We start from the raw sequence: 20,150 nt of genomic DNA, 5'->3' as shown, positions 1-20,150 counted from the left end.
GCGGCTTTCGGGGCCCGTCAATTATCGGGAACGCCCGCGTCCTCTAGCACCTTCTCGAAGGCGTCCTCGTCGTACATCGTCTTCTCGGGTGTCACCTTGTCGCCGTCCACGTAGACCGTGGGCGTGCCCTCGACGCCGTCCTCGCGGAACTTCTTCATCGCGGCGTCCACGTAGTCCTGGTACCTCATGCGCCGCACGGAGGTGTCGAACGCGGTGGAGCGCAGTCCGTCGACGGTGTCGGCGATGTCGAGGAGGAAGTCGTCCGTGTACGCGTCCGTGGTCTCGTCGGCGGGCTGGTTCGCGTAGACGGCGGAGTGGTAGACGGGGAACTTCCCGGCCTCTACGGAGGCGCGCAGCGCGTTCGCGGCCTTCACGGAGCCGTGGCCGTTCAGGTTCTCGTCGAGGAACGAGGCGATGACGTACTCGACCTTCACGTCGCCGTCCTGGACCGGGTCGGTCAGCGCCTGCGCGCCGCCCTGCTCGAACTTCTTGCAGTAGGGGCAGCGCGGGTCCTCGTACACCTTGACCGTGTGCGGGGCGTTCTCGTCGCCCACGACGATCACGTCGTCGCCCTTCATGCGCGCGTCCAGCTTCGCCAGGTCGTCGGCGTCGTCGGCGGGCCGCGCGGAAGGGCTGCCCGAGGCGGCGGCGGAGGGCGAGGCGGTCTCGTCGCCGTCGCCGTCACCGTCGTCGCCACAGGCCGTGGCGGTCACCCCCAGCAGCACGACGGCGAGCACGGCGGCCCGCACCCGCCCGGCACGCCCGACCTTGCCGTTGACGTTCGCGTTCGTCTTCACGATCCGACTCACACTCCCACTCCCCCTCCTCCCCATCCCTCATAAGCGACAAATGCCACGAAACCATCTCCTCCCCCCTCCCGCATTCCGTCGCCGACCAGTAACGTCCCGCGCCATGAGCAACGGCATCAGCGGCCCCGGTGGCCCTCGCGAAACCACCGGCACCATCAACGGCGGCATATCGTTCTGGTACGCGGACGACGGCATCCCGCTCACCCGCGACCCCCTGCCCGGCGACGCGAGCGCCGACGTCGTCATCGTCGGCGGCGGTTACACGGGCCTGTGGACGGCGTACTACCTGAAGAAGGCCGCCCCCTTCCTGCGCATCACCGTCCTGGAGCAGAAGTTCTGCGGCTACGGCGCCTCCGGCCGCAACGGCGGCTGGCTCTACAACGGCATCGCGGGCCGCGACCGCTACGCCAAGCTGCACGGCCACGACGCCGCGGTCCGCCTCCAGCAGGCCATGAACGACACGGTCACCGAGGTCATCGACGTGGCCCGCGCCGAGTCGATCGAGGCCGACATCCACCACGGCGGCGTACTCGAAGTCGCGTACACCCCCGCCCAGTTGGCCCGCCTGAAGTCCTTCCACGACACGGAACTCACCTACGGCGAGAAGGACCGCACGCTGCACGGCGCCCGCGAGACCGCGGACCGGATCAGGGTCTCGGGCGCGGTCGGCTCCACGTGGACCCCGCACGGCGCCCGCCTCCACCCGGTGAAGCTCCTCAAGGGGCTCGCGGCGGCCGTCGAGTCCCTCGGCGTCACGATCCACGAGTCGACCCCGGTCACGGAGATCAAACCCAAGCACGCGATCACGCCGTACGGCACGGTCCGCGCCCCGTACGTGCTGCGCTGCACGGAAGGCTTCACCGCCTCCCTCAAGGGGCAGCGCCGCACGTGGCTGCCCATGAACTCCTCGATGATCGCGACCGAGCCCCTGTCGGCGGAGCAGTGGGAGTCCATCGGCTGGGAGGGCCGCGAAACCCTCGGCGACATGGCCCACGCCTACATGTACGCCCAGCGCACCGCGGACGACCGCATCGCCCTCGGCGGCCGCGGCGTCCCCTACCGCTACGCCTCCCGCACGGACAACGACGGCCGCACCCAGCCCAAGACCATCGAGGCGCTGTACGAGATCCTGACCCGCTTCTTCCCCCAGCTCGCCGGCGTCGGCGTCAGCCACGCCTGGTCCGGCGTCCTCGGCGTCCCGCGCGACTGGTGCGCCACGGTCACCCTCGACCGCTCCACGGGCCTCGGCTGGGCGGGCGGCTACGTCGGCTCCGGCGTGGCCACCACGAACCTCGCCGCCCGCACCCTGCGCGACCTCGTCCAGCAGGACTCGGGGCAGTCGGGCCCCACCGACCTCACGGCCCTCCCCTGGGCCAACCACAAGGTCCGCAAGTGGGAGCCGGAGCCCTTCCGCTGGCTCGGCGTCCACGGCATGTACGCCACCTACTACGCCGCCGACCGCCGCGAACTGGCCACGCACACGGCCGACTCCTCGCGCCTCGCGAAGTGGGCGGACAAGGTGGCGGGCCGGGGCTGACGGCCCGCCGACTCCCGTGCCGGGAGTGCCCGTTGGGCGCGTCCTGGCACGGGAGGCTCACAGCACGCCCGCGGCCTTCCGCTCCGGGCGGCGCTCCGGCTCGTCCTCGCCGCCGATCAGCATCGGGTCGAACATGACGATGGCGGCGGCGAGCACGAGCACGACGAGCGGCCCGATGAGCAGGGCCAGCACGCTGACGGCCGAGGAACCGCCGCCGTACACGCCGTGCGTGAGATGTACGTCGACGGCGGCCATGCCGGTGTAGTGCATCCCGGTCACCGCGACCCCCATGACGACGCTCGCCCCGAGACTCGCGAGGAACCCCCGGACGGCGACCGCGGCCCACAGCGCGGCGGTCGCGGCGACGACGGCGATCGCCACGGACAGCGCCACCACCCCGGGGTCGTACGAGAGCGAACCGTTCATCCGCATCGCGGCCATGCCCAAGTAGTGCATCCCGGCGACCCCGAGCCCGGTGAACACACCGGCGGCGAGCAGCGGCCCCGGGCGCGTACCGAGATACCCGACGGTGAACACGCCCGCGCCCACCACGAGGACGGCCACCAGCAGGCTGAGGAAGGTCAGCGTGGTGTCGTACGTGATGTCCGCCCCGCTCACCTGGAAGCCGAGCATGGCGATGAAGTGCATGGACCAGATCCCGCACCCGATGGCCACCGCCCCGAGCGCGAGCCAGCCGGCCCCCCGCGACCTTTCGAGCGCGAGCGAGCGCACCGTGCACCGCAGCCCGAGCGCGCTGCCGAGGCAGGCCGTCAAGTACGCCGCGACCGGCGTGACCAGGCCATAGCTGAAACCGTCGATCGTGCCCTGCATTTGAGCGAGCCCCCAGGCGTGACGAAGGTGAGACCACGAAATGGATGTTCTGTGAACGAGCGCATCTAACCAGCATCGCCGCGGAACCGGAAGCCGCTCCGGAGTCCTTCAACTCCCCGCACAGTCCTTGAAGTTGAGTGATGCGCGGGCATTTCTCCTGGCCCCCGCTCCGGCGACCGTAGTGTCCCTGCCGACGCCACGAGCCATCCGGAACAGGGGAGGAACGGAACACCGTGGAAGAAGAGCAGACCGCACCGCCGCATGTGATCGTGCTGTGCACGGACCGACGGAGACTTCCGGCGAGGATCCTTGAGGACGCGCGCTCCGTACGCGTCTCGGTGATCGTCGACGAAGGGCACAGCCACACCTTCGGGCCGGATGTCACGGTGCATCACGTCCCCACGGTCCGCGACCCGGACGCCGTGCTGCGGACCGTCCTCTCCATCGCGGTCAAGGACCCCGTGGACCGGATCGTCTCCCCTGTCGAGCACTCGGTGCGGACGGCGGGATACGTCCGTTCCACCCTCGGAATGGACGGCGACGGATACGACATCTCGCTGGCGTTCACCAATAAGTACGTCATGAAGAAGCGGCTTTCCGCCGCCGGACTCCCGACCGCCGAATTCCAGCAGGTGCTGTCCTTCGACGACATTCCCGCGGCGGCCGAGAAGACCGGGTGGCCCTGTGTCGTCAAGCCGGTGTTCGGCGGCGGCTGCATAGGCGTGACCGTTCTCGAATCCCCCGAGCACTACGCGGAGATCGGGGCGTCGGAGCTCGGGGCGGAACTCCGGGAGGACGACATGCCGCTCATCGTCGAGCGCTTCGTCGAGATGGAGAACGAATTCCATTGCGACGCGGTGGTGCGGGACGGCGAAGTGGTCTTCGCCGCGCCCTCCCGCTATTTCGCCCCCATCCTCGGCCAGACGGACACCTTCAGCGGCTCGTACCTGCTGCCTGCCGGGCACGAGGACTTCGACACCATCACCGGCCTCAACCGGCAGGTCGTCCGGGCCCTCGGGCTGCGCGACGGGGTCACGCACCTCGAACTGTTCAAGACCGCCGACGGATTCACGATCGGTGAGATCGCCGGCCGCCCCGGCGGCGGCGGCATCGTCGAAGCGGTGCGGCGGCACTGCGGCGTGGACCTGTGGCAGGCCTTCTGGGCCTGCTCGCTCGGCGAGACCCCCGAGCTCGACCCCCGGTGTCCCGACCGGATCCTGGCCACGGTCATGCTGCCCACCCGCCCCGGCAGGATCACGCGCCTGAGCACCGTCGAAGAGCTGTCCGGCTGCGCCGGTGTCGTCTCCGCGGCCATGTCGATGCGGGTCGGCGACGTGATCCCGCGCGAGCTCACCTCCGCCACGTCGACCGGGCTCGTCTTCTTCTCCGCCACCGACGAGGCCGAGGTCCAGGAGAGGCTGAGCGAACTCGCCGGCTCCTACACCCTGGAAGTGGAGCCGGGAGTGGAGCCGGGAGTGGAGCCGGAAGTGGAGAGCGACGGCGCATCCGCATGAGCATCCGTTCCCAGGCCCGCAAGACCCTCAGGGACGGGGTCTCCGGGCTGCCCGCACAGTTCTGGTGGCTGTGGACCAGCACGCTGATCAACCGGCTCGGCAGCTTCGTCACCACATTCCTCACGCTGTACCTGACCGCGGAACGCGGATACAGCGTGAGCTACGCGGGCCTGGTCACCGCGCTGTACGGACTCGGCGGGTCCGCCGCAGCCGTCGTCGGCGGCGTTCTCGTGGACCGGGTGGGCAGGCGCCCCACACTGCTGCTCTCGCAGGTCGCCACCGCGCTGTCCACCGCCGTCCTGGGATTTGTCCAGGACCCGGTGCTGCTGGCCGTGGTCGCCTGCCTCGTGGGGATCTCCAGCAACGCCCAACGACCCGCCGTACAGGCGATGATGGCGGACATCGTTCCCGCGGCCGACCGGGTGCGTGCCTTCTCGCTCAACTACTGGGCCGTCAACATCGGTTTCGCCGCCGGTTCCTCGGCCGCCGGAATGATCGCCGGCCATGGATACCAACTGCTCTTCCTGGTCGGCTCCTGCGCGACATTGGTCTGCGGCCTCGTCGTCTTCTTCAAACTCCCGGAAAGCAGGCCCGCGAACACCGAGGCCCCGGCGGGCAAGGAGAAGTCGGGATTGCTCACGGTCACCCGTGACGGCCGATTCATGAAACTGGTATTCCTGACCTTCCTCGTCGCCCTGCTCCTTCAACAGGGCCCCACGGCACTCCCGGTGAGCATGAACTCCGCCGGATTCTCCGCCGGCGACTACGGGTTGGTCATCAGCGTCAACGGAATACTGATCGTCCTTCTGCAGATCCCGCTGACCCGCTTCATCGACAACAGGGACGTCAGGGGCGTCCTGTTCACCGCGTGCCTGCTGTGCGCGGCCGGCTGGGGGCTCACGTCGGTCGCCGGATCGGTGGGCTTCTACGCGTTCACCGTCGCGCTCTGGACCCTCGCGGAGATCATCCACGCCCCGACCAGCATGAGCCTGGTCGCCGCGATGTCCCCCACGCACGCGCGTGGGCGCTACCAGGGGATGTACGCGCTCGCCTGGCAGTCCGCGGCCTTCGTCGGCCCGCTGCTCGCCGGGTTCGTGATGGACGGCTTCGGCGACACGTTCTGGTGGATCACCTGTGCCGCCATCGGCACCGTCGCGGCCCTGGGGTACTGGCGCTTCGCTTCCCCGCGGGCCGCCGACGGCGGAGGTCACCCGGCCGTGGACGAGGCCGGTGTCACCTCCAGCAGCAGGTGCTCCACCGTGTCCGAACCCCCCGCCCCCTCGGACGCCGTACGGGTGTCGCGGACCCGGACGTCCCGGTCGCGCTCCGCGGCCAGCTTCCGGAGCAGGTCGAGGTCGCCGCGATTGCTGAAGTGAAGCAGCACCCTCCCGTTGGGGGTGGTCCAGTGCACCGCCTGCTCCAGGAAGCGGAGATGGGCGGCATAACCCGGATCCACGAAAGCCTGCTCGTACTCGTTTCGGTAGCGGTAATCAGCGGGCGCCAAAACGTAATTGGAGCTCCAGAAAATCGTGTCGAACCGCTCCCCTGGCGCCACACCGTCGAACAGGTCACTGCGCACGGCGCGCACCCGGTCGGCGACATTATGGCGGGCCACGTTGAGTTCGGCGTTGCGCACCGCCTGCTGATTGATGTCGGCGGCCACCACCCGCTCGTGACCGCGCAGCGCGGCGACGACCGCCACCACGGCGGTACCGCAGCCCATTTCCAGCAGCGACCCCCGGGGCTCCGCGCCGTCCGCCCGGGAATCGCGGGACAGGCCGAGGAAGTCCAGGGCTATCTCCGTGCTCGGGCTGTGGACCGGCGAGAACACGTCGTCGAGCAGGTCCCAGTCCAGGCCCGCCAGTTGGAACAGGCGCGGCCGGTCGGGGTGCGACCGCGCGGCCTCGCAGCGGGCGAGAGAGCGCTCATAACTCCTCAAATGCGAATCAACCGCGGCGGTTTCCGCAGAGTTCACTCTGTATTGGTTTGCATCGTTTCGCACGAAGGAACTCCAATCCTTTTGGCTGTCCACACACAAGACGGCCGCGCCCGAAGCCACGATGCCACCCCTGTGATGAAAGCAACAGGGAACCTTATTCACCAGGTGAGACGCCCGGCGCGCGCGTCACCTCCGCAACTTAGGATCCGCGCAAGAGGATTCTTCGACGAAGGGGGGCGCCTTGTCCAAGAGAGAGGGGCGAGGCATAGATGCCACGACGTATCTGGAACTGCTCTCCGAGGAAGCACCGCGTTCGGCTTTCTGCGGACCGGTCGCGGAAGCGAAGAGTCAAGGCGTAGACGGCGCCGCGCTGCAGCAACTGATGGCGGCGGAGCGGTACGCGTACGACGTATGGAACCTGTCCGACCAACGCAGGCGCAGGGTTTCGGGCCTGTCGACACTCGTCGACGCCGCGCGCGACCTGCTCGGCGCCCCGGACGTGAACACGGTCCTGGACCTGATCACGCGCTGGATGCGCATCATGCTCCACCTGGACATGTCGTATGTCGCCCTCCACGACCCGGAGAGCGACACCGACATCGTCCGGTCCGTCGACGGGCACGCCTCCGTGGTGACCCCGGAGTTCCCGGTGCCGTCCGACAGCGGGCTCGGCTCCTCCGCGCGCCGCGGCGCCGCACCGTTCAGCACCCCGGACTACCTGGCCGACTCCGGCATCTGGCGCTCGCACAAGACCGACGAGGCGGTTCGGCTCGAAGGGCTGCGGGCCGTCATCGTGGTCCCGCTGACCAGGTCCGACGGCGCACACCTCGGGCTCCTGTACGGAGGGTGCAGGGCGGTGCGGCACTTCGAGGCCGGAGAGCACTCACTGGCGGGCGAGTTGGGCCAGCTGGCGGCCATGGCCCTCACCACCGCGCTCGAACGGGAACAGGACCGCGCCAGGGCACAGGGGCTCGCCGCGGATGTGCAACGGGCCGAGGAGGAACGGGAGAACGTTCTGCGGCTGCGCGGATCCCAGGAAGTCCTCATGGACCTGATCGTCACCGGCGGCGGAGTCGACCGCTTCCTGTCGGTGGCCCGTGAACTGCTCGACGCGGACGTGCGGTTCGAGGAGACGTCCGACATCGCGCCCGCCGCGGGCGCGGCCGTGTCCCAGGAGGAGGACGGGGTGTGGACGGCCCCGGTGCGCGGAACCATCGCCTTCGGGCGGTTGGTGCTGCGCCGGCTGCATCCGCCGAGCGAGCTGGACATGATGCTGCTGCAGGCCTGCGCCCAGACGTTGGCGGCCCTGCTGCAGATCCAGCCGTCGGGCACCAGCGAGGACGACCTCCTGGAAGTGCTGCTCGTCTCGGAACCGGGCGGCGGGCAGCTCTCGCAGCACCGGGCCAGGGCCGTGGGACCCGATCTGACCAACCCTCACATCGTGGTGGTGGCCAAGCCGGAAGGCGGCCTGACGGACGGGGTCCGCTCCTGGGCGACCGTCTACGCACGCCAGTCCGGCGGGCTGCGCAGCCATCGCGAGGGCCATGTCGTCTTCCTGTTACCCGGCACCGATCCCGGAGCCACCGCCCGGGGTGTGGCGGACTCCGCCGCCGCCGTCACCGGGCTGCGCATCACCGCGGGCGCCGCGGGGCCGAGTACGGACGCCGACACCGTACCCGGCCTCTACAAGCAGGCCCAGCGCTGTCTGCACGCGGTCGCGACGCTGGGCGCCGCGGGCGGTGTCGCCACTCCGCAGGACCTCGGAGGCCTCGAACTCCTGCTGGCCGACCAGCAGGACGTCGCGGGGTTCATCGAGGCGGCCATCGGCCCGCTGCTCGAACACGACGAGCGCCGCTCGACGGATCTCGTACCGACCCTGGAGGCCTACTACGCCGCCAACAGCAGCCCCCGGCGGGCGGGCGAGCAGCTGTTCGTCCACGCCAACACCATCACCCGCCGCCTGGAGCGCATCAACGACCTGCTGGGCTCGCGCTGGCAGGAAGGAACCGGAGCACTGGAGGTGCAACTCGCGGTACGCATGCACCGCATACGCTCCAACATCAAAGTGACGGACGAGTAGGGCGGTTCGGTGCCGGTTCAGTGCCCCATGCCGAGGCCGCCGTCCACCGGGAGCACGGCTCCGGTGACATAGCCGGCCGCCTCGGAGGCAAGGAAGCGCACCACATCGGCGACCTCCTCGGGCCGCGCACAGCGCCCGAGGGGGACCTGCCCGAGCATCCGCTCGCGCTGCCGCTCGCTCAGGCCCCGGGTCATGTCGGTGTCGACGAACCCCGGGGCGACCACATTGCAGGTGATGTCGCGCGAGCCCAACTCGCGGGCCAGCGACCGCGCGAACCCGACCAGACCGGCCTTCGAGGCCGCGTAGTTGGCCTGCCCCGCCGCGCCGTAGAGCCCGACCACCGAGGAGACCAGGACGATCCGGCCGCCGCCGGCCCGCATCATGCCGCCGACCGCCTCCCGGGCGAGGCGGAAGGCCCCCGTGAGGTTGGTGTCGAGGACCGACCGGAAGTCGTCCTCCGACATGCGGGCCAGCAGGGCGTCCTTGGTGATGCCCGCGTTGGCGACGACGACCTGTGGCGCCCCGTGTTCGCGTTCCACCTCCTTGTACGCCGCCTGGACCTGCTGCGTGTCGGTGACGTCGCAGCGGACACCGAGGAGGCCCTCGGGCGGCTCGCCCGAACGGTGGGTGACGGCCACGCGGTCGCCTGCGTCGGCGAAGGCGCGGGCGACGGCCAGGCCGATGCCACGGTTGCCTCCGGAGACAAGAATCGAGCGGTTCACAGGTGGGGGCTGCCTTTCGTACGTCGCGGAAGGGGGAGGCTCATGCCATCTTCTGGATCCAGCCGTGCCGGTCGGGGCGCTCGCCCGACTGGAGGCCCATCAGTTCCTCGCGCAGCCGCAGCGTGGTCTTGCCGGGGGTGCCGTCGCCCATCAGCCACTCCCCCTGCTCGCTCTTCGCCCGGCCCACCGGCGTGATCATCGAGGAGGTGCCGCAGGAGAACACCTCGGTGAGGCGGCCCGATTCGGCGTCCGCCCGCCACTGCTCGACGCTGATCCGCCCCTCCTCGGCGGTCAGTCCGAGGTCACGGGCGAGCGTCAGGACGGAGTCGCGGGTGATGCCGGCCAGCAGCGTGCCCGTCAGTTCGGGGGTCACGAGGCGGTCGCCGTAGACGAAGAACATGTTGCTCGTGCCCATCTCGTCGATCCAGCGGCGCTCCTTGGCGTCCAGCCACACGACCTGGTCGCACCCTTGCCGCGCGGCCTGCTCCTGGGCGACGAGGGTGCCCGCGTAGTTGCCGCCGCACTTGGCGGCGCCGGTCCCGCCGTCCGCGGCCCGCGTGTAGTCGCCGCCCACCCACACGGTCACGGGCGTCACGCCGCCCTTGAAGTAGGAGGCGGCGGGCGAGGCGACCACGACGAAGAGGTACGAGTCCGAGGGCCGGAAGAAGCCCAGCGAAGGCTGCGTCGCGATCATGAAGGGGCGCAGGTACAGGCTCTTGCCCTCCCCTTCCGGCACCCAGTCGCGGTCCGCGTCGAGCAGCAGCCGCAGCGCTTCGAGGAACGTCTCCTCGGGCAGTTCGGGCATCGCCATCCGGGCGGCCGACGTGTTGAGCCGGGCGGCGTTGGCGTCGGGGCGGAACGAGACGATCGAGCCGTCCTCGCGGCGGTACGCCTTGAGCCCCTCGAAGATCTCCTGGCCGTAGTGGAACACCTGGGTCGTCGGGTCGAGGCTCAGCGGTCCGTAGGCGCCGAGGTGGGCGTCGTGCCAGCCCCGCTCCCGGCTCCACTTGATGGTCACCATGTGGTCGGTGCAGACCTCGCCGAAGACCGGCGCGGCGAGCACCCGCTCGCGCTCGGCGTCCGGCACGCCCGTCACGCGTGCTTGCGAGAATTCCAGGCTCTGGCTCATGTGGTCGTCAACTCCCGGTCGTTCATGGGGTGTTCTTCAAGGGGTGGGGCATCACTGCGGGGGGTTGCCGTGCTTGCGCTGCGGCATCTCCGTGTGCTTGGTGCGGAGCATGGCCAGGGAGCGGATCAGGACCTCACGGGTGGCCGCGGGGTCGATCACGTCGTCGATCAGGCCGCGTTCGGCCGCGTAATAGGGGTGCATCAGCTCGGCCTTGTACTCCTTGACCATGCGGGCGCGCATCTCGTCCGGGTCGTCGGCCTCGGCGATCTGCTTGCGGAAGATGACGTTGGCGGCGCCCTCGGCGCCCATCACCGCGATCTCGTTGGTCGGCCAGGCGTAGGTGAGGTCGGCGCCGATGGACTCGGAGTCCATGACGATGTACGCGCCGCCGTACGCCTTGCGCACGATCAGCGAGATACGGGGCACGGTGGCGTTGCAGTACGCGTACAGCAGCTTCGCGCCGTGCCGGATGATGCCGCCGTGCTCCTGGTCGACGCCGGGCAGGAAGCCGGGGACGTCCACCAGCGTCACGAGCGGGATGTTGAAGGCGTCGCACATCTGGACGAAGCGCGCGGCCTTCTCACTGGCCTGCGCGTCGAGGACTCCGGCGAGGGCCTGCGGCTGGTTGGCGACGATGCCGACGGTGCGGCCGTCGAGGCGGGCGAGGGCGCAGATGACGTTGCGCGCCCAGCGCTCGTGGACCTCCAGGTAGTCGCCGTCGTCGACGAGTTCCTCGATGACCCGGCCCATGTCGTACGGGAGCCGTCCGTTCGCCGGGACGAGGTCGACGAGAGAGTCGCAGCGGCGCTCCGCCGGGTCGTCCGCGTGGACGGTCGGGGGGTGTTCACGGTTGTTCTGCGGGAGCAGGGAGAGCAGGTAGCGGACTTCGGCGAGGCAGGTCTCCTCGTCGTCGTACGCGAAGTGGCTGACGCCGCTGGTCCCGGCGTGCACGTCGGCGCCGCCGAGGCCGTTCTGGGTGATCTCCTCGCCGGTCACGGCCTTCACGACGTCCGGTCCGGTGATGAACATCTGCGAGGTGTCGCGGACCATGAACACGAAGTCCGTGAGGGCGGGCGAGTACGCGGCGCCGCCCGCGCACGGGCCCAGCATCACGGAGATCTGCGGGATCACGCCGGACGCCTTGGTGTTGCGCTGGAAGATGCCGCCGTACCCGGCCAGCGCGGAGACGCCCTCCTGGATGCGGGCGCCCGCGCCGTCGTTCAGCGAGACCAGCGGGGCTCCCGCCGCGATGGCCATGTCCATGATCTTGTGGATCTTCGTGGCGTGTGCCTCGCCGAGCGCGCCGCCGAAGATGCGGAAGTCGTGGGCGTACACGAAGACCGTGCGGCCCTCGACCGTGCCCCACCCCGTGATCACGCCGTCGGTGTGCGGCCTCTTCGCCTCCAGGCCGAAGCCGGTCGCCCGGTGCCGGCGCAGGCGCTCGACCTCGTTGAACGAGCCCTCGTCCAGGAGGAGTTCGATGCGCTCGCGCGCGGTCAGCTTGCCCTTCGCGTGCTGGGCCTCGGTCGCCTTCTCGCTGGGCCCGGCCAGGGCCTGCGCGCGGATCGCGTGCAGTTCGGCCACGCGCCCGCGGGCGTCGGTGGGCTGCTCCGGAATGCGTACAGACCTCGTCATGTCCTGCCCCCTTCCTTTCCCGGCCCGGCCGGGACGACGATCCCGGTGGCCAGTCGGCCCTCGGCGTGGATCCAGCGCCCCCGCAAGGTGCCGTGCGGCTCCGTCTCGCGCAGGACGCGCGCCGTGAACGTCCCGTGGTCCGCGTCGAGTTCGAGCACGGCGTCGTTGAACCAGAGCGGGGTGCCGGTCAGCGTGAACCAGCTCTTGTAGACGCTCTCCTTGGCGCTGAAGAGGAGTCGGTCCCAGTGCACGTCGGGGCGGGACGCGGCGAGCGTCGCGAGCGCGGCCCGCTCCTCCTGTGACGCCACCATGTCCACCACCCCTTCAGGCAGCGGGAGGTTGGGCTCGGCGTCGATGCCCACCGCCCTGACCTGCTGGGCGCGGGCGACCGCGGCGGCGCGGTAGCCCTCGGTGTGCGTGATGCTGCCGACGACCCCGTCCGGCCAGCGCGGCTCGCCGTCCGGGCCGCGCGGGACGGCCACGTCCGTGAACCCGAGGCCCGCGAGGGCGCGGCGCGCACAGTGCCTGCCGGTGGTGAACTCGGCCCTGCGGCCCGGCAGTGCCCGGCTCATGGCCCGCTCCTCCACCGGGTGCAGGGCCGCGTCCGAGGTATCACCGAGCGCTTCGGCGCAGCTGACCGACGCGGCCACGACCTCCTGGATCACGCGGGCTCCCGCACCCGGACGCAGTGCTGCCTGTGCGCTCCCAGGCCCTCGATCCCGGCCTCGACCACGTCCCCCGCCCGCAGGTAGGGCGTGTCGGGGCTGCCGAGTGCGACGCCCGCCGGGGAGCCGGTGAGGACGACGTCGCCGGGCCGCAGCTCCATGAACCGGCTGAGATAGCGGACGAGTTCGGCCACCCCGACGACCATGTCGCCGGTGTTGCCGTCCTGCATGAGCCGACCGTTGACCTTGCAGGTCAGCGCGAGCCTCTGCGGGTCGCCCGCCTCGTCCGGTGTCACCAGGTAGGGGCCGAGCGGGGCGAAGGACTCGAACGACTTGCCCTTGACCCACTGTCCGCCGCGCTCCAGGAGCCAGCCGCGTTCGGAGATGTCGTTGGCCGTGCAGTACCCGGCCACGTACGCGAGCGGATCGCAGGAGTCGCTCAGGTAGCGGGCGCGGCGCCCGACGACCACCCCCAGCTCGACCTCCCAGTCGGTCCTGTCCCCGCCCGGCGGCAGCAGCAGGTCGTCGTGCGGGCCTGCCGTCGTCCAGGGCGACTTGCTCGCCACGATGGGCTCGGGGGGCAGCTCCATGCCCGCCTGCTCCGCGTGGTCGCGGTAGTTGAGGCCGATGGAGATCAGATGGCCGCCCGCCTTGACGGGCGGACCGATCCGGGCCGCCGACACATCGACGGCGGGCAGCCCGGCCGCCTCCGCCGCGAGCCGCTCCTCGGTCCCGGCCAGCGCGTCCGGGTCGAGGTGCGGGCCCGTCCAGTCGTCGAGCCACCGCGACAGGTCCCGCACCACGCCGTCCGGGTCGACGGCGCAGGGGCGTTCGTGGTCGGGCGGGCCGACCCGCAGCAGTTTCATGCGGGCTGCTCCTGGAGGTACTTCTCGAAGAAGGCGATCTCCTGGTCGGTCAGCCGGCGGGGGCGGCCGCGCTCGTAGTCGAACGGCGCCATCACCGTGGAGGCGGTGGCGTACACGGTGTCGCCGTCCTTGACCTCGTAGTCGACGGCGACCGTGGCGGAACCCAGGTCACTGACCCACATGTCGATCTCCACCGGCTCGTGACGGTGGGTCAACTGCCGTTTGTAGGCGATCTCGTGGCTGACGACGACGGAGCCGTCCTTGAAGAACGCGTCGCCTTCGGTGGGCCCCATGCGGAAGATGAAGTCGACCCGCGCCTCCTCCAGGTAGCGCAGGAAGACGACGTTGTTCACGATGCCGTAGACGTCCATGTCGAACCAGCGAAGCGGGCATCGGTACACATGGCGTGCCATGGGGATCAGCTCCTTTCGGTGCCGGCGGGGGCCGCCCCGGCGAGTTGCTGGAACGCGGACACGTAGTCGTCGGCGGCGATCGGCGCGCGCAGCAGCTCGGGGGTGAGCCGGAAGCCGTCGATCAGCATCCCGACGTGCGGCAGGACGCGGGCGCACAACTCGTCGGTGCGGGCGGGGAGTTGGCGTACCTGCTCGGCGGTGAGCGCGCCCTGCGCCAGGTACCAGCCGGCGTGCCGCTGGATCTCGCCGAGCGCGTACAGCGCGGCGAGGTCCGTGAGCGCCGTGCGCACCTCGTCGGTACCGGCGTCGGCCGCCGCCTCCTGGAAGGCCTCCAGGGCGGTGCGCACGCCGTGGGTCCTGGCCATGTCGAGGGCGGTGTTGACGTTGCCGTTCCAGGCGTCGAAGTACGTCTGGTCGTCGGGCCCCTCGGCCATGGCGGTACGGGCCGTGCGGCGCAGGGTGTCCTCGCGGTGGTGCAGCAGTTCCGTGTGGAGGGCGCCGTCGAGCAGGTCGCGGCCCTCGGGAACGGGGGCGGGGACGGCTTCGCCGGTGTCGCGGCCCGCCAGCATCTGGGCCGCGGTGGTGGCGAGCAGCACCTGGTTGTCGCCCTCCGCGGTGACCAGGCCCTGGAGCAGCGAGCCGTAGTCGGCGATGCGGTTGGCGCTGAAGATGCCCTGGGCGCCGCAGCGTTCCCGGCACACGGCGATGACCTCGGTCATCTCCCAGGTGGAGAGCGCCTTGGTGATGTTGATCAGGTTGTTGAGGCCCGCCGGGATGTTCTCCGGGGATTCCAGGAAGCGCCGCTTGGCGTGGTTGAGCAGGAACGTCATCGCGTACGTCTTGGCCAGCGCGGGGAAGACGGCGGCCTGGTGGCTGCGGTACTCGATGATCGGGGTGTCGGGGCGGCCGGGGGCGTTGGTCAGGCGCTGCGCGGCGTAGCGCAGGGCGATGTAGGCGCTCGCCCGGCCGGCGCCGACGGCGGAGCTGGACACGCACAGCCGGCCCGGCTGGATCCGGGACATGGCGCGCAGGAACCGCTTGCGCTGGCCGCCCGGCGCGGGACGGAAGGTGCCGTCCTCGTCGAAGCCGCCCATGGTGCCGAGGAGGTTGTGGCGCGGGACGCGCACGTGGTCGAACCAGGTGACGCCGTTGTCGAGGCCCTGCACCGGCTTCTCCGGGCAGGGCGCCGCGTGCACGCCGGGGCGCAGGCCGTGCTCGTCGCTGATCCGGACAAGGAACGGGAAGACGCCGTGGTCCTTGCCGTCCGCGACGAGCCGGGCCATGACGACGGCGATCTTCGGGATGTCCTCGAAGCCGCTGTACGACATGAACTTCTGGGCGAGCGCGTCGGGGGTGTTGAGGACGAAGCTCTCGTCGTCCCGGTCGTAGACGGCCTCGGTGCGCAGGGCCGCCACGTTGTTGCCGTAGCCGAGCTCGGTCGCCATGTACGGGCCGAACGAGCGCAGGCCGTCCAGCTCGTCGTAGAGGTCCTTGATGGCGGGCTGGTCGCCGCCGTGGTCGAGGACCGTGCCGAAGCACAGGTTGTAGTGGACCATGAGCAGCGAGAACGTCGACACGTCGAGCAGTGAGGGCCACTCGGCGAGGGCGAACAGGCGCCGCGGGTTGCCGACGATCTCGGCGGGGCGCTCCAGCTTGCCGTGCAGGAAGCGGGAGCGGTCGTACGCGAGCCGGCCGGCCTCCCCCAGGCTCAGGCCCTCGCGCGCGTCGAAGACCGGGTCGAGCAGCGCCTCCTTGATGTCGGCGTGCGTCTCGTCGTACGAGCCGTCGAACAGCAGCCGGGTCAACTCGTCGCGGTGGGCCGTGTCTTGGGTCTGTGGGGTCGCAGAGGTCATCGTGTGCGTCGTCTCCATCGAGGTCGCGCGTGGTCCGTCGGTCCCGCGCGGGTCAGGGGGCGGCGATCAGCAGCGCGGTGTTCTGCCCGCCGAAGCCGAAGGAGTTGCTCAGGGCCACGGCGGTCGGCGCCTGCCGGGCCGCCTTGTACACCAGGTCGACGTCGACCACCGGGTCCGGCGTCGTGAGGTTGGCGGTCGGCGGGATGACGCCGCGCTCCACGGTGAGCGCCGCGAAGGCGGCCTCGATGGCGCCTGCCGCGCCCAGCGGGTGCCCCGTCACGCCCTTGGTCGAGCTGACGGCGGTGTCCGCGCCGAGCACCTCCCTGATCACGGCGGACTCGACGGCGTCGTTGCGCGGCGTCGAGGTGCCGTGCGCGTTCACGTACGCCACGTCGTCGCCGGTCAGGCCCGCGTCCTTCAGTGCGGCGCGCACCGCGAGCTTGGCGCCGAGGCCCTCCGGGTGCGGCTGCGTGACGTGGTGGGCGTCCGCCGACGCGCCGTATCCGACGACCGTGGCGATCTGTCGGGCGCCGCGCGCCCTGGCGTGCTCCGGCGTCTCCATGACGAACATGCCGGCGCCCTCGCCGAGCACGAAGCCGTCCCGGTCCACGTCGAAGGGGCGGGAGGCGGAGCCCGGGTCGTCCACGCGGCGGGACAGCGCCCGCATCCTGGCGAAGGACGAGGAGTACAGCGGGGTCACCGGGGCCTCGGCGCCGCCGGCGACGACGACGTCGGCGACACCGCTGCGCAGCATGTCGCGCGCCAGGCCGATGGCCGACGCGCCCGAGGCGCAGGCCGAACAGGGCGCGAAGCAGGGGCCGTTGGCCTTCAGCTCGATGGCGACCTGGCCGGCCGCCATGTTGAGCAGGCCCATCGGAAGCGTCAGCGGGGACACGTCGCTTGGGCCCTCGGCGAGCAGGGCCGCGTGCTGTTCCTCAAGGGTCGCGGTGCCGCCCGCGCCGGATCCGACGACGACGGCCACCCGCGAACTGTCCGGCCACTCGCCCGCCGTGAACCCGGCCTGGGCGAGCGCCTCGTACGCGGCCACCACCGCGAACTGCGTGTAGCGGTCCCACTGCCGGGCGCCCCGCAGGCCCTTGAGCGCCGTGTCGAAGTCCGGCACCTGGCAGGCCATCGGGACCGGGAGGCCCGCCAGTTCAGGGGCGTGCGCCGCGGTGGGCAGGCCCGCGACGACGCGCTCCCAGTTCTCCGGTACGCCCACACCGGCCGGAGTCACCAGACCGATGCCGGTGATCGCCGCCGCGAAGCCCGTCATGCGACTGCCAGCCCCTTCGCCTCAAGAGCGGCGACCACTTCGCCGACCGCGGACAGCTCCTCCATCTCCTCGTCGTCGATCTCGGCGCCCAGGCGCTTGCGCAGCGCGGTCACCAGCTCGATCTGGGAGAGCGAGTCCAGGCCGAGGTCGTCGAACGTGGCCTCGGCGGTGATGTCGGCACGGTCGAGACCGAAACGGGTCGCGATGACATCGGCAACGGCATCGAAAAGCGCACTCATGACTTTTGCTCCTTCGCCCTTCAGATTTATTTCTTCGGTTGCTTACACGACTTCTTCGACGTGAATTTCCGGCCACGTCAGAGTCGTCGAACCCCAGGACAGTCCGGCGCCGAAAGCGGACAGCAGCACTTTGTCGCCGGCCGTCAGATTTCCGCGCACCGCCGCGTCGATGAGCAGCAGCGGAATCGACGCGGCCAGCGTGTTGCCGACCCGGTCGATATTGACCGGGACCCGGTCGTCGGGGAGTTCGAGCTCCTCGGCGACGGCCCGCACGATCCGGACGTTGGCCTGGTGTCCCGCGAACACGGCGACGTCGCCGACGGACCAGCCGGCCCTGTCGAGGACGGCCCGCGACGAGGCGGCCATCCGCTCGACCGCCTGTACGTAGAGCGGTCGGCCCTCCATGTGCAGATACCAGTCCTCGGAGGGCACCGGCGCCGCGTCGCCCACCGGGCCGCCGCTCGCGGAGCGCTGCCGCGATCCGCCCGCGGGGATGGCGAGCAGATCGGCGAGGGAGCCGTCGCTGCCGAGGTCGAACGGGCCGATCGCGCCCGGCTCGTCCGGGGAGCCGGCGCGCAGCACCACGGCGCCCGCGCCGTCGCCGAAGATCGGCCGGGTGGAGCGGTCCCGCGGGTCGACCATGGTGGTGAACGCCTCGGCGCCGATGAACAGCACCGATTCGGCCACACCGGACGCGATGTGCCCGACGGCCGACGCGAGCCCGTACAGAAAGCCACTGCACGCGGACGTGAGGTCGTAGGCCGCCACCGTGCCGAGGCCGAGCGAGCTGGCGACCTCCGGAGCGACGGCCGGGCAGAGCCGGTCGGCCGATGTGGTGGCGACCACCACGACGTCGACGGTGTCCTGGCCCGCCGACTTCAGCGCGCGGGCGCCGGCCTCGACGGCCAGGTCCCGGGTCGACTGCCCGGGGGCGACCATGCGCCGCTCGCTGATGCCGGTGCGGGTCTCGATCCACTCGTGGGTCGAGTCGAGCGTCCGGCACAGGTCGTCGTTGGTCACGACGTCCGCGGGCAGCGCACCGCCCAGACCTGAAATCACGGCGGCCATCGGACTCCCCTTCCTTGATTTCGAATGCCTGAATTCCCCTGCGGTACCTTCGACGAAGCTTTCACGCGGCGTCGGAGCGCGGCAATTGGCCTTTGGTACACCCCCCAAGTGCCCTTGTTCCCTTGAGGGATCGGCCCGCCGAAAAATAATCTTCCGGAATGAATTCGCTACTTCCCGAGCTGGCAGGCACCCTTCCTCCGGACCGCTTCCTCACGGATGCGGACGTGCTCTCTTCGTACGCGCGCGACGAGGCGGAGCGCGCCCCGTTCACCGTGCCCGCGGCGGTGGTGCGGCCCCACGACACCGAGGAGGTGGCACGCGTCGTCGCCTTCTGCGCCGCACACGGCATCCCGGTCGTCGGCCGCGGCGCCGGGACCGGCCTCTCCGGGGGCGCCAACGCGGTCCCCGGGTGCGTGGTGGTGTCGTTCGAGGCGATGAACGCCATCCTGCGCATCGACGCGGACGAACGCCTCGCCGTGGTCCAACCCGGCGTGGTCAACGAGGAGTTGCGCAAGGAGGCCGCCCGGCACGGCCTGTGGTACCCGCCGGACCCGGCGAGCGCGCCCTGGTCCACGATCGGCGGCAACGTCTCCACCAACGCCGGCGGCGTGTGCTGCGTGAAGTACGGGGTGACCCGCGACTATGTGCTCGGCATGCAGGCCGTCATGGGGCGCGGCGACGTGGTCCGCCTCGGCCGGAGCACCGCCAAGGGCGTGGCCGGGTACGACCTGACCGGCCTGATGGTGGGCTCCGAGGGCACCCTGGGCCTGGTCACCGAGGTGACGCTGCGGCTGCGCGGCGCCCCCGCCCCGCAGCGCACCGTCGTCGGCGCGTTCGACGGGCTCGCCGCCGCGGGCCGCGCCGTCGCCGAGGTGACCGCGTCGGGGGTGACGCCCAGCGCCCTCGAACTGGTCGACCGGCACTGCCTGAAGGCCGTCGACGACTGGAAGCGGATGGGCCTGACCGAGACCGGCGACGTGCTGCTGCTCGCGCGCTGCGACGCGCCGGGGCAGGCCGGTGACGAGGAGGCCGAGGAGGTGCTCGGCTGCTTCGAGCGGGGCGGCGCCACCTGGAGCGCCCGCTCCACCGACGAGGCCGAGGCGGAGGCGTTGTTCGCCGCGCGGCGCCTGGCCTACCCGGCGCTTGAACGGCTCGGGGCGGTGCTCACCGAGGACGTGTGCGTGCCGCGGATGCTGGTGCCCGAGATGCTGGGCCGGGTCGAGAAGGTGGCGGCGGCCCACGGCGTCACCATCGCCACGCTCGCCCACGCCGGGGACGGGAACCTGCACCCGATGACCGTGGTGCCGGCGGGGGACGACGAGGGGCGGGCCCGGGGGCATGCCGCGCTGGAGCGGGTGGTGGACGAGGCCCTGTCGTTGGGCGGCACCGTCACCGGGGAGCACGGGGTGGGCCTGTTGAAGATGCGCGGGCTCGCCGCCGAGGTGGGCCCGGAGGTGCTGGCACTGCACCGGTCCGTCAAGGGGGCGCTCGACCCTGCCGGGATCTTCAACCCGGGCAAGGTGTTCACGTAGCCGGGGTGTTCACGTAGCCGGGGTGTTCACCTGGTCGGGGTG

Annotated in this window: 17 protein-coding genes and 1 pseudogene; 5 read left to right on the top strand and 13 right to left on the bottom strand. The window is 70.9% G+C overall.

From position 1 onward, the window contains the following. Positions 1 to 17 precede the first annotated feature (17 nt). On the bottom strand, positions 18 to 809 hold the full coding sequence (locus RBJ65_RS00750) for a thioredoxin domain-containing protein (protein ID WP_306321394.1): 792 nt from the start codon (positions 807 to 809) through the stop codon (positions 18 to 20). A gap of 103 nt (positions 810 to 912) precedes the next feature. Here RBJ65_RS00750 and RBJ65_RS00745 point away from each other — a divergent pair, with 103 nt between their 5' ends. Continuing rightward, the gene (locus tag RBJ65_RS00745; RefSeq protein WP_306321395.1) at positions 913 to 2,346 is read left to right on the top strand and encodes an FAD-binding oxidoreductase; all 1,434 of its coding nucleotides are present in this window, start codon (positions 913 to 915) and stop codon (positions 2,344 to 2,346) included. A gap of 57 nt (positions 2,347 to 2,403) precedes the next feature. Here the strand turns inward: RBJ65_RS00745 and RBJ65_RS00740 are convergent, their stop codons facing one another. Further along, positions 2,404 to 3,177 (bottom strand): MHYT domain-containing protein, encoded by a 774-nt coding sequence (locus RBJ65_RS00740; protein ID WP_306321396.1) that lies wholly within the window; start codon positions 3,175 to 3,177, stop codon positions 2,404 to 2,406. Positions 3,178 to 3,410: 233 nt separating this feature from the next. On the opposite strand from RBJ65_RS00740, the gene RBJ65_RS00735 reads away from it, so the two are divergent. After that, on the top strand, positions 3,411 to 4,691 hold the full coding sequence (locus tag RBJ65_RS00735; protein ID WP_306321397.1) for an ATP-grasp domain-containing protein: 1,281 nt from the start codon (positions 3,411 to 3,413) through the stop codon (positions 4,689 to 4,691). Then, positions 4,688 to 6,067: an MFS transporter gene (locus tag RBJ65_RS00730; protein WP_306321398.1), complete on the top strand. Its 1,380-nt coding sequence runs from the start codon at positions 4,688 to 4,690 to the stop codon at positions 6,065 to 6,067. The genes RBJ65_RS00735 and RBJ65_RS00730 overlap by 4 nt, the downstream gene beginning before the upstream one ends. 143 nt (positions 6,068 to 6,210) lie before the next feature. Here RBJ65_RS00730 and RBJ65_RS00725 read toward each other — a convergent pair. Next, positions 6,211 to 6,522 (bottom strand): annotated as a pseudogene (locus RBJ65_RS00725) (50S ribosomal protein L11 methyltransferase); the annotation flags it as partial. 349 nt (positions 6,523 to 6,871) lie between these two features. On the opposite strand from RBJ65_RS00725, the gene RBJ65_RS00720 reads away from it, so the two are divergent. Beyond that, a complete protein-coding gene (locus RBJ65_RS00720) occupies positions 6,872 to 8,710 on the top strand; it encodes a helix-turn-helix domain-containing protein (protein ID WP_306321399.1) in 1,839 nt (612 codons plus the stop codon). 17 nt (positions 8,711 to 8,727) lie between these two features. On the opposite strand, the gene fabG is transcribed toward RBJ65_RS00720, so the two are convergent. Genes fabG through RBJ65_RS00670 form a run of 10 tightly spaced genes read right to left on the bottom strand, consistent with a single transcriptional unit; the run spans position 8,728 to position 18,576 of the window. Further along, entirely contained in the window at positions 8,728 to 9,432 is a 705-nt protein-coding gene (gene fabG / locus RBJ65_RS00715) for a 3-oxoacyl-ACP reductase FabG (RefSeq protein ID WP_306321400.1), read from the bottom strand. Positions 9,433 to 9,472: 40 nt separating this feature from the next. Beyond that, the gene (locus tag RBJ65_RS00710) at positions 9,473 to 10,561 is read right to left on the bottom strand and encodes a branched-chain amino acid aminotransferase (RefSeq protein ID WP_306321401.1); all 1,089 of its coding nucleotides are present in this window, start codon (positions 10,559 to 10,561) and stop codon (positions 9,473 to 9,475) included. Positions 10,562 to 10,612: 51 nt separating this feature from the next. Then, a complete protein-coding gene (locus tag RBJ65_RS00705; RefSeq protein WP_306321402.1) occupies positions 10,613 to 12,196 on the bottom strand; it encodes an acyl-CoA carboxylase subunit beta in 1,584 nt (527 codons plus the stop codon). Beyond that, the gene (locus RBJ65_RS00700) at positions 12,193 to 12,861 is read right to left on the bottom strand and encodes a 4'-phosphopantetheinyl transferase (RefSeq protein WP_306321403.1); all 669 of its coding nucleotides are present in this window, start codon (positions 12,859 to 12,861) and stop codon (positions 12,193 to 12,195) included. Before RBJ65_RS00700 ends, RBJ65_RS00705 begins: the two co-directional genes overlap by 4 nt. After that, complete coding sequence (locus tag RBJ65_RS00695) at positions 12,858 to 13,727, bottom strand: fumarylacetoacetate hydrolase family protein (protein WP_306321404.1); 870 nt, start codon at positions 13,725 to 13,727, stop codon at positions 12,858 to 12,860. Before RBJ65_RS00695 ends, RBJ65_RS00700 begins: the two co-directional genes overlap by 4 nt. Then, positions 13,724 to 14,140 carry a thioesterase family protein gene (locus RBJ65_RS00690; RefSeq protein WP_306321405.1) on the bottom strand — a complete coding sequence of 139 codons (417 nt, stop codon included), beginning with the start codon at positions 14,138 to 14,140 and terminating at the stop codon, positions 13,724 to 13,726. Before RBJ65_RS00690 ends, RBJ65_RS00695 begins: the two co-directional genes overlap by 4 nt. Before the next feature lie 5 nt (positions 14,141 to 14,145). Then, positions 14,146 to 15,993, bottom strand: coding sequence for an acyl-CoA dehydrogenase (locus RBJ65_RS00685; protein ID WP_306321406.1), 1,848 nt, complete (start codon positions 15,991 to 15,993; stop codon positions 14,146 to 14,148). A gap of 52 nt (positions 15,994 to 16,045) precedes the next feature. Next, the gene (locus RBJ65_RS00680; protein ID WP_306321407.1) at positions 16,046 to 17,269 is read right to left on the bottom strand and encodes a beta-ketoacyl synthase; all 1,224 of its coding nucleotides are present in this window, start codon (positions 17,267 to 17,269) and stop codon (positions 16,046 to 16,048) included. Beyond that, the gene (locus tag RBJ65_RS00675) at positions 17,266 to 17,508 is read right to left on the bottom strand and encodes an acyl carrier protein (RefSeq protein WP_306321408.1); all 243 of its coding nucleotides are present in this window, start codon (positions 17,506 to 17,508) and stop codon (positions 17,266 to 17,268) included. Before RBJ65_RS00675 ends, RBJ65_RS00680 begins: the two co-directional genes overlap by 4 nt. Positions 17,509 to 17,550: 42 nt before the next feature. Next, positions 17,551 to 18,576, bottom strand: coding sequence for a beta-ketoacyl-ACP synthase III (locus RBJ65_RS00670; RefSeq protein WP_306321409.1), 1,026 nt, complete (start codon positions 18,574 to 18,576; stop codon positions 17,551 to 17,553). A gap of 158 nt (positions 18,577 to 18,734) precedes the next feature. Between RBJ65_RS00670 and RBJ65_RS00665 the strand changes: the two genes are divergently transcribed. After that, the gene (locus RBJ65_RS00665) at positions 18,735 to 20,108 is read left to right on the top strand and encodes an FAD-binding oxidoreductase (RefSeq protein WP_306321410.1); all 1,374 of its coding nucleotides are present in this window, start codon (positions 18,735 to 18,737) and stop codon (positions 20,106 to 20,108) included. Positions 20,109 to 20,150: the final 42 nt, after the last annotated feature.

Origin of the sequence: Streptomyces sp. KL109B (assembly GCF_030766935.1) — a bacterium.
Classification (GTDB): domain Bacteria; phylum Actinomycetota; class Actinomycetes; order Streptomycetales; family Streptomycetaceae; genus Streptomyces.
The sequence above is the reverse complement of the archived record's forward strand: the minus strand, read 5'-3'. Positions and strand labels throughout refer to the sequence as shown.

What these genes read in the sequence shown, in the direction of transcription:
- RBJ65_RS00745 (WP_306321395.1), top strand. Translation starts at nt 913, where the DNA reads ATGAGCAACGGCATCAGCGGCCCCGGTGGCCCTCGCGAAACCACCGGC.
- RBJ65_RS00740 (WP_306321396.1), bottom strand. Translation starts at nt 3,177, where the DNA reads ATGCAGGGCACGATCGACGGTTTCAGCTATGGCCTGGTCACGCCGGTC.
- RBJ65_RS00730 (WP_306321398.1), top strand. Translation starts at nt 4,688, where the DNA reads ATGAGCATCCGTTCCCAGGCCCGCAAGACCCTCAGGGACGGGGTCTCC.
- RBJ65_RS00710 (WP_306321401.1), bottom strand. Translation starts at nt 10,561, where the DNA reads ATGAGCCAGAGCCTGGAATTCTCGCAAGCACGCGTGACGGGCGTGCCG.
- RBJ65_RS00705 (WP_306321402.1), bottom strand. Translation starts at nt 12,196, where the DNA reads ATGACGAGGTCTGTACGCATTCCGGAGCAGCCCACCGACGCCCGCGGG.
- RBJ65_RS00695 (WP_306321404.1), bottom strand. Translation starts at nt 13,727, where the DNA reads ATGAAACTGCTGCGGGTCGGCCCGCCCGACCACGAACGCCCCTGCGCC.
- RBJ65_RS00690 (WP_306321405.1), bottom strand. Translation starts at nt 14,140, where the DNA reads ATGGCACGCCATGTGTACCGATGCCCGCTTCGCTGGTTCGACATGGAC.
- RBJ65_RS00685 (WP_306321406.1), bottom strand. Translation starts at nt 15,993, where the DNA reads ATGACCTCTGCGACCCCACAGACCCAAGACACGGCCCACCGCGACGAG.
- RBJ65_RS00680 (WP_306321407.1), bottom strand. Translation starts at nt 17,269, where the DNA reads ATGACGGGCTTCGCGGCGGCGATCACCGGCATCGGTCTGGTGACTCCG.
- RBJ65_RS00675 (WP_306321408.1), bottom strand. Translation starts at nt 17,508, where the DNA reads ATGAGTGCGCTTTTCGATGCCGTTGCCGATGTCATCGCGACCCGTTTC.
- RBJ65_RS00670 (WP_306321409.1), bottom strand. Translation starts at nt 18,576, where the DNA reads ATGGCCGCCGTGATTTCAGGTCTGGGCGGTGCGCTGCCCGCGGACGTC.
- RBJ65_RS00665 (WP_306321410.1), top strand. Translation starts at nt 18,735, where the DNA reads ATGAATTCGCTACTTCCCGAGCTGGCAGGCACCCTTCCTCCGGACCGC.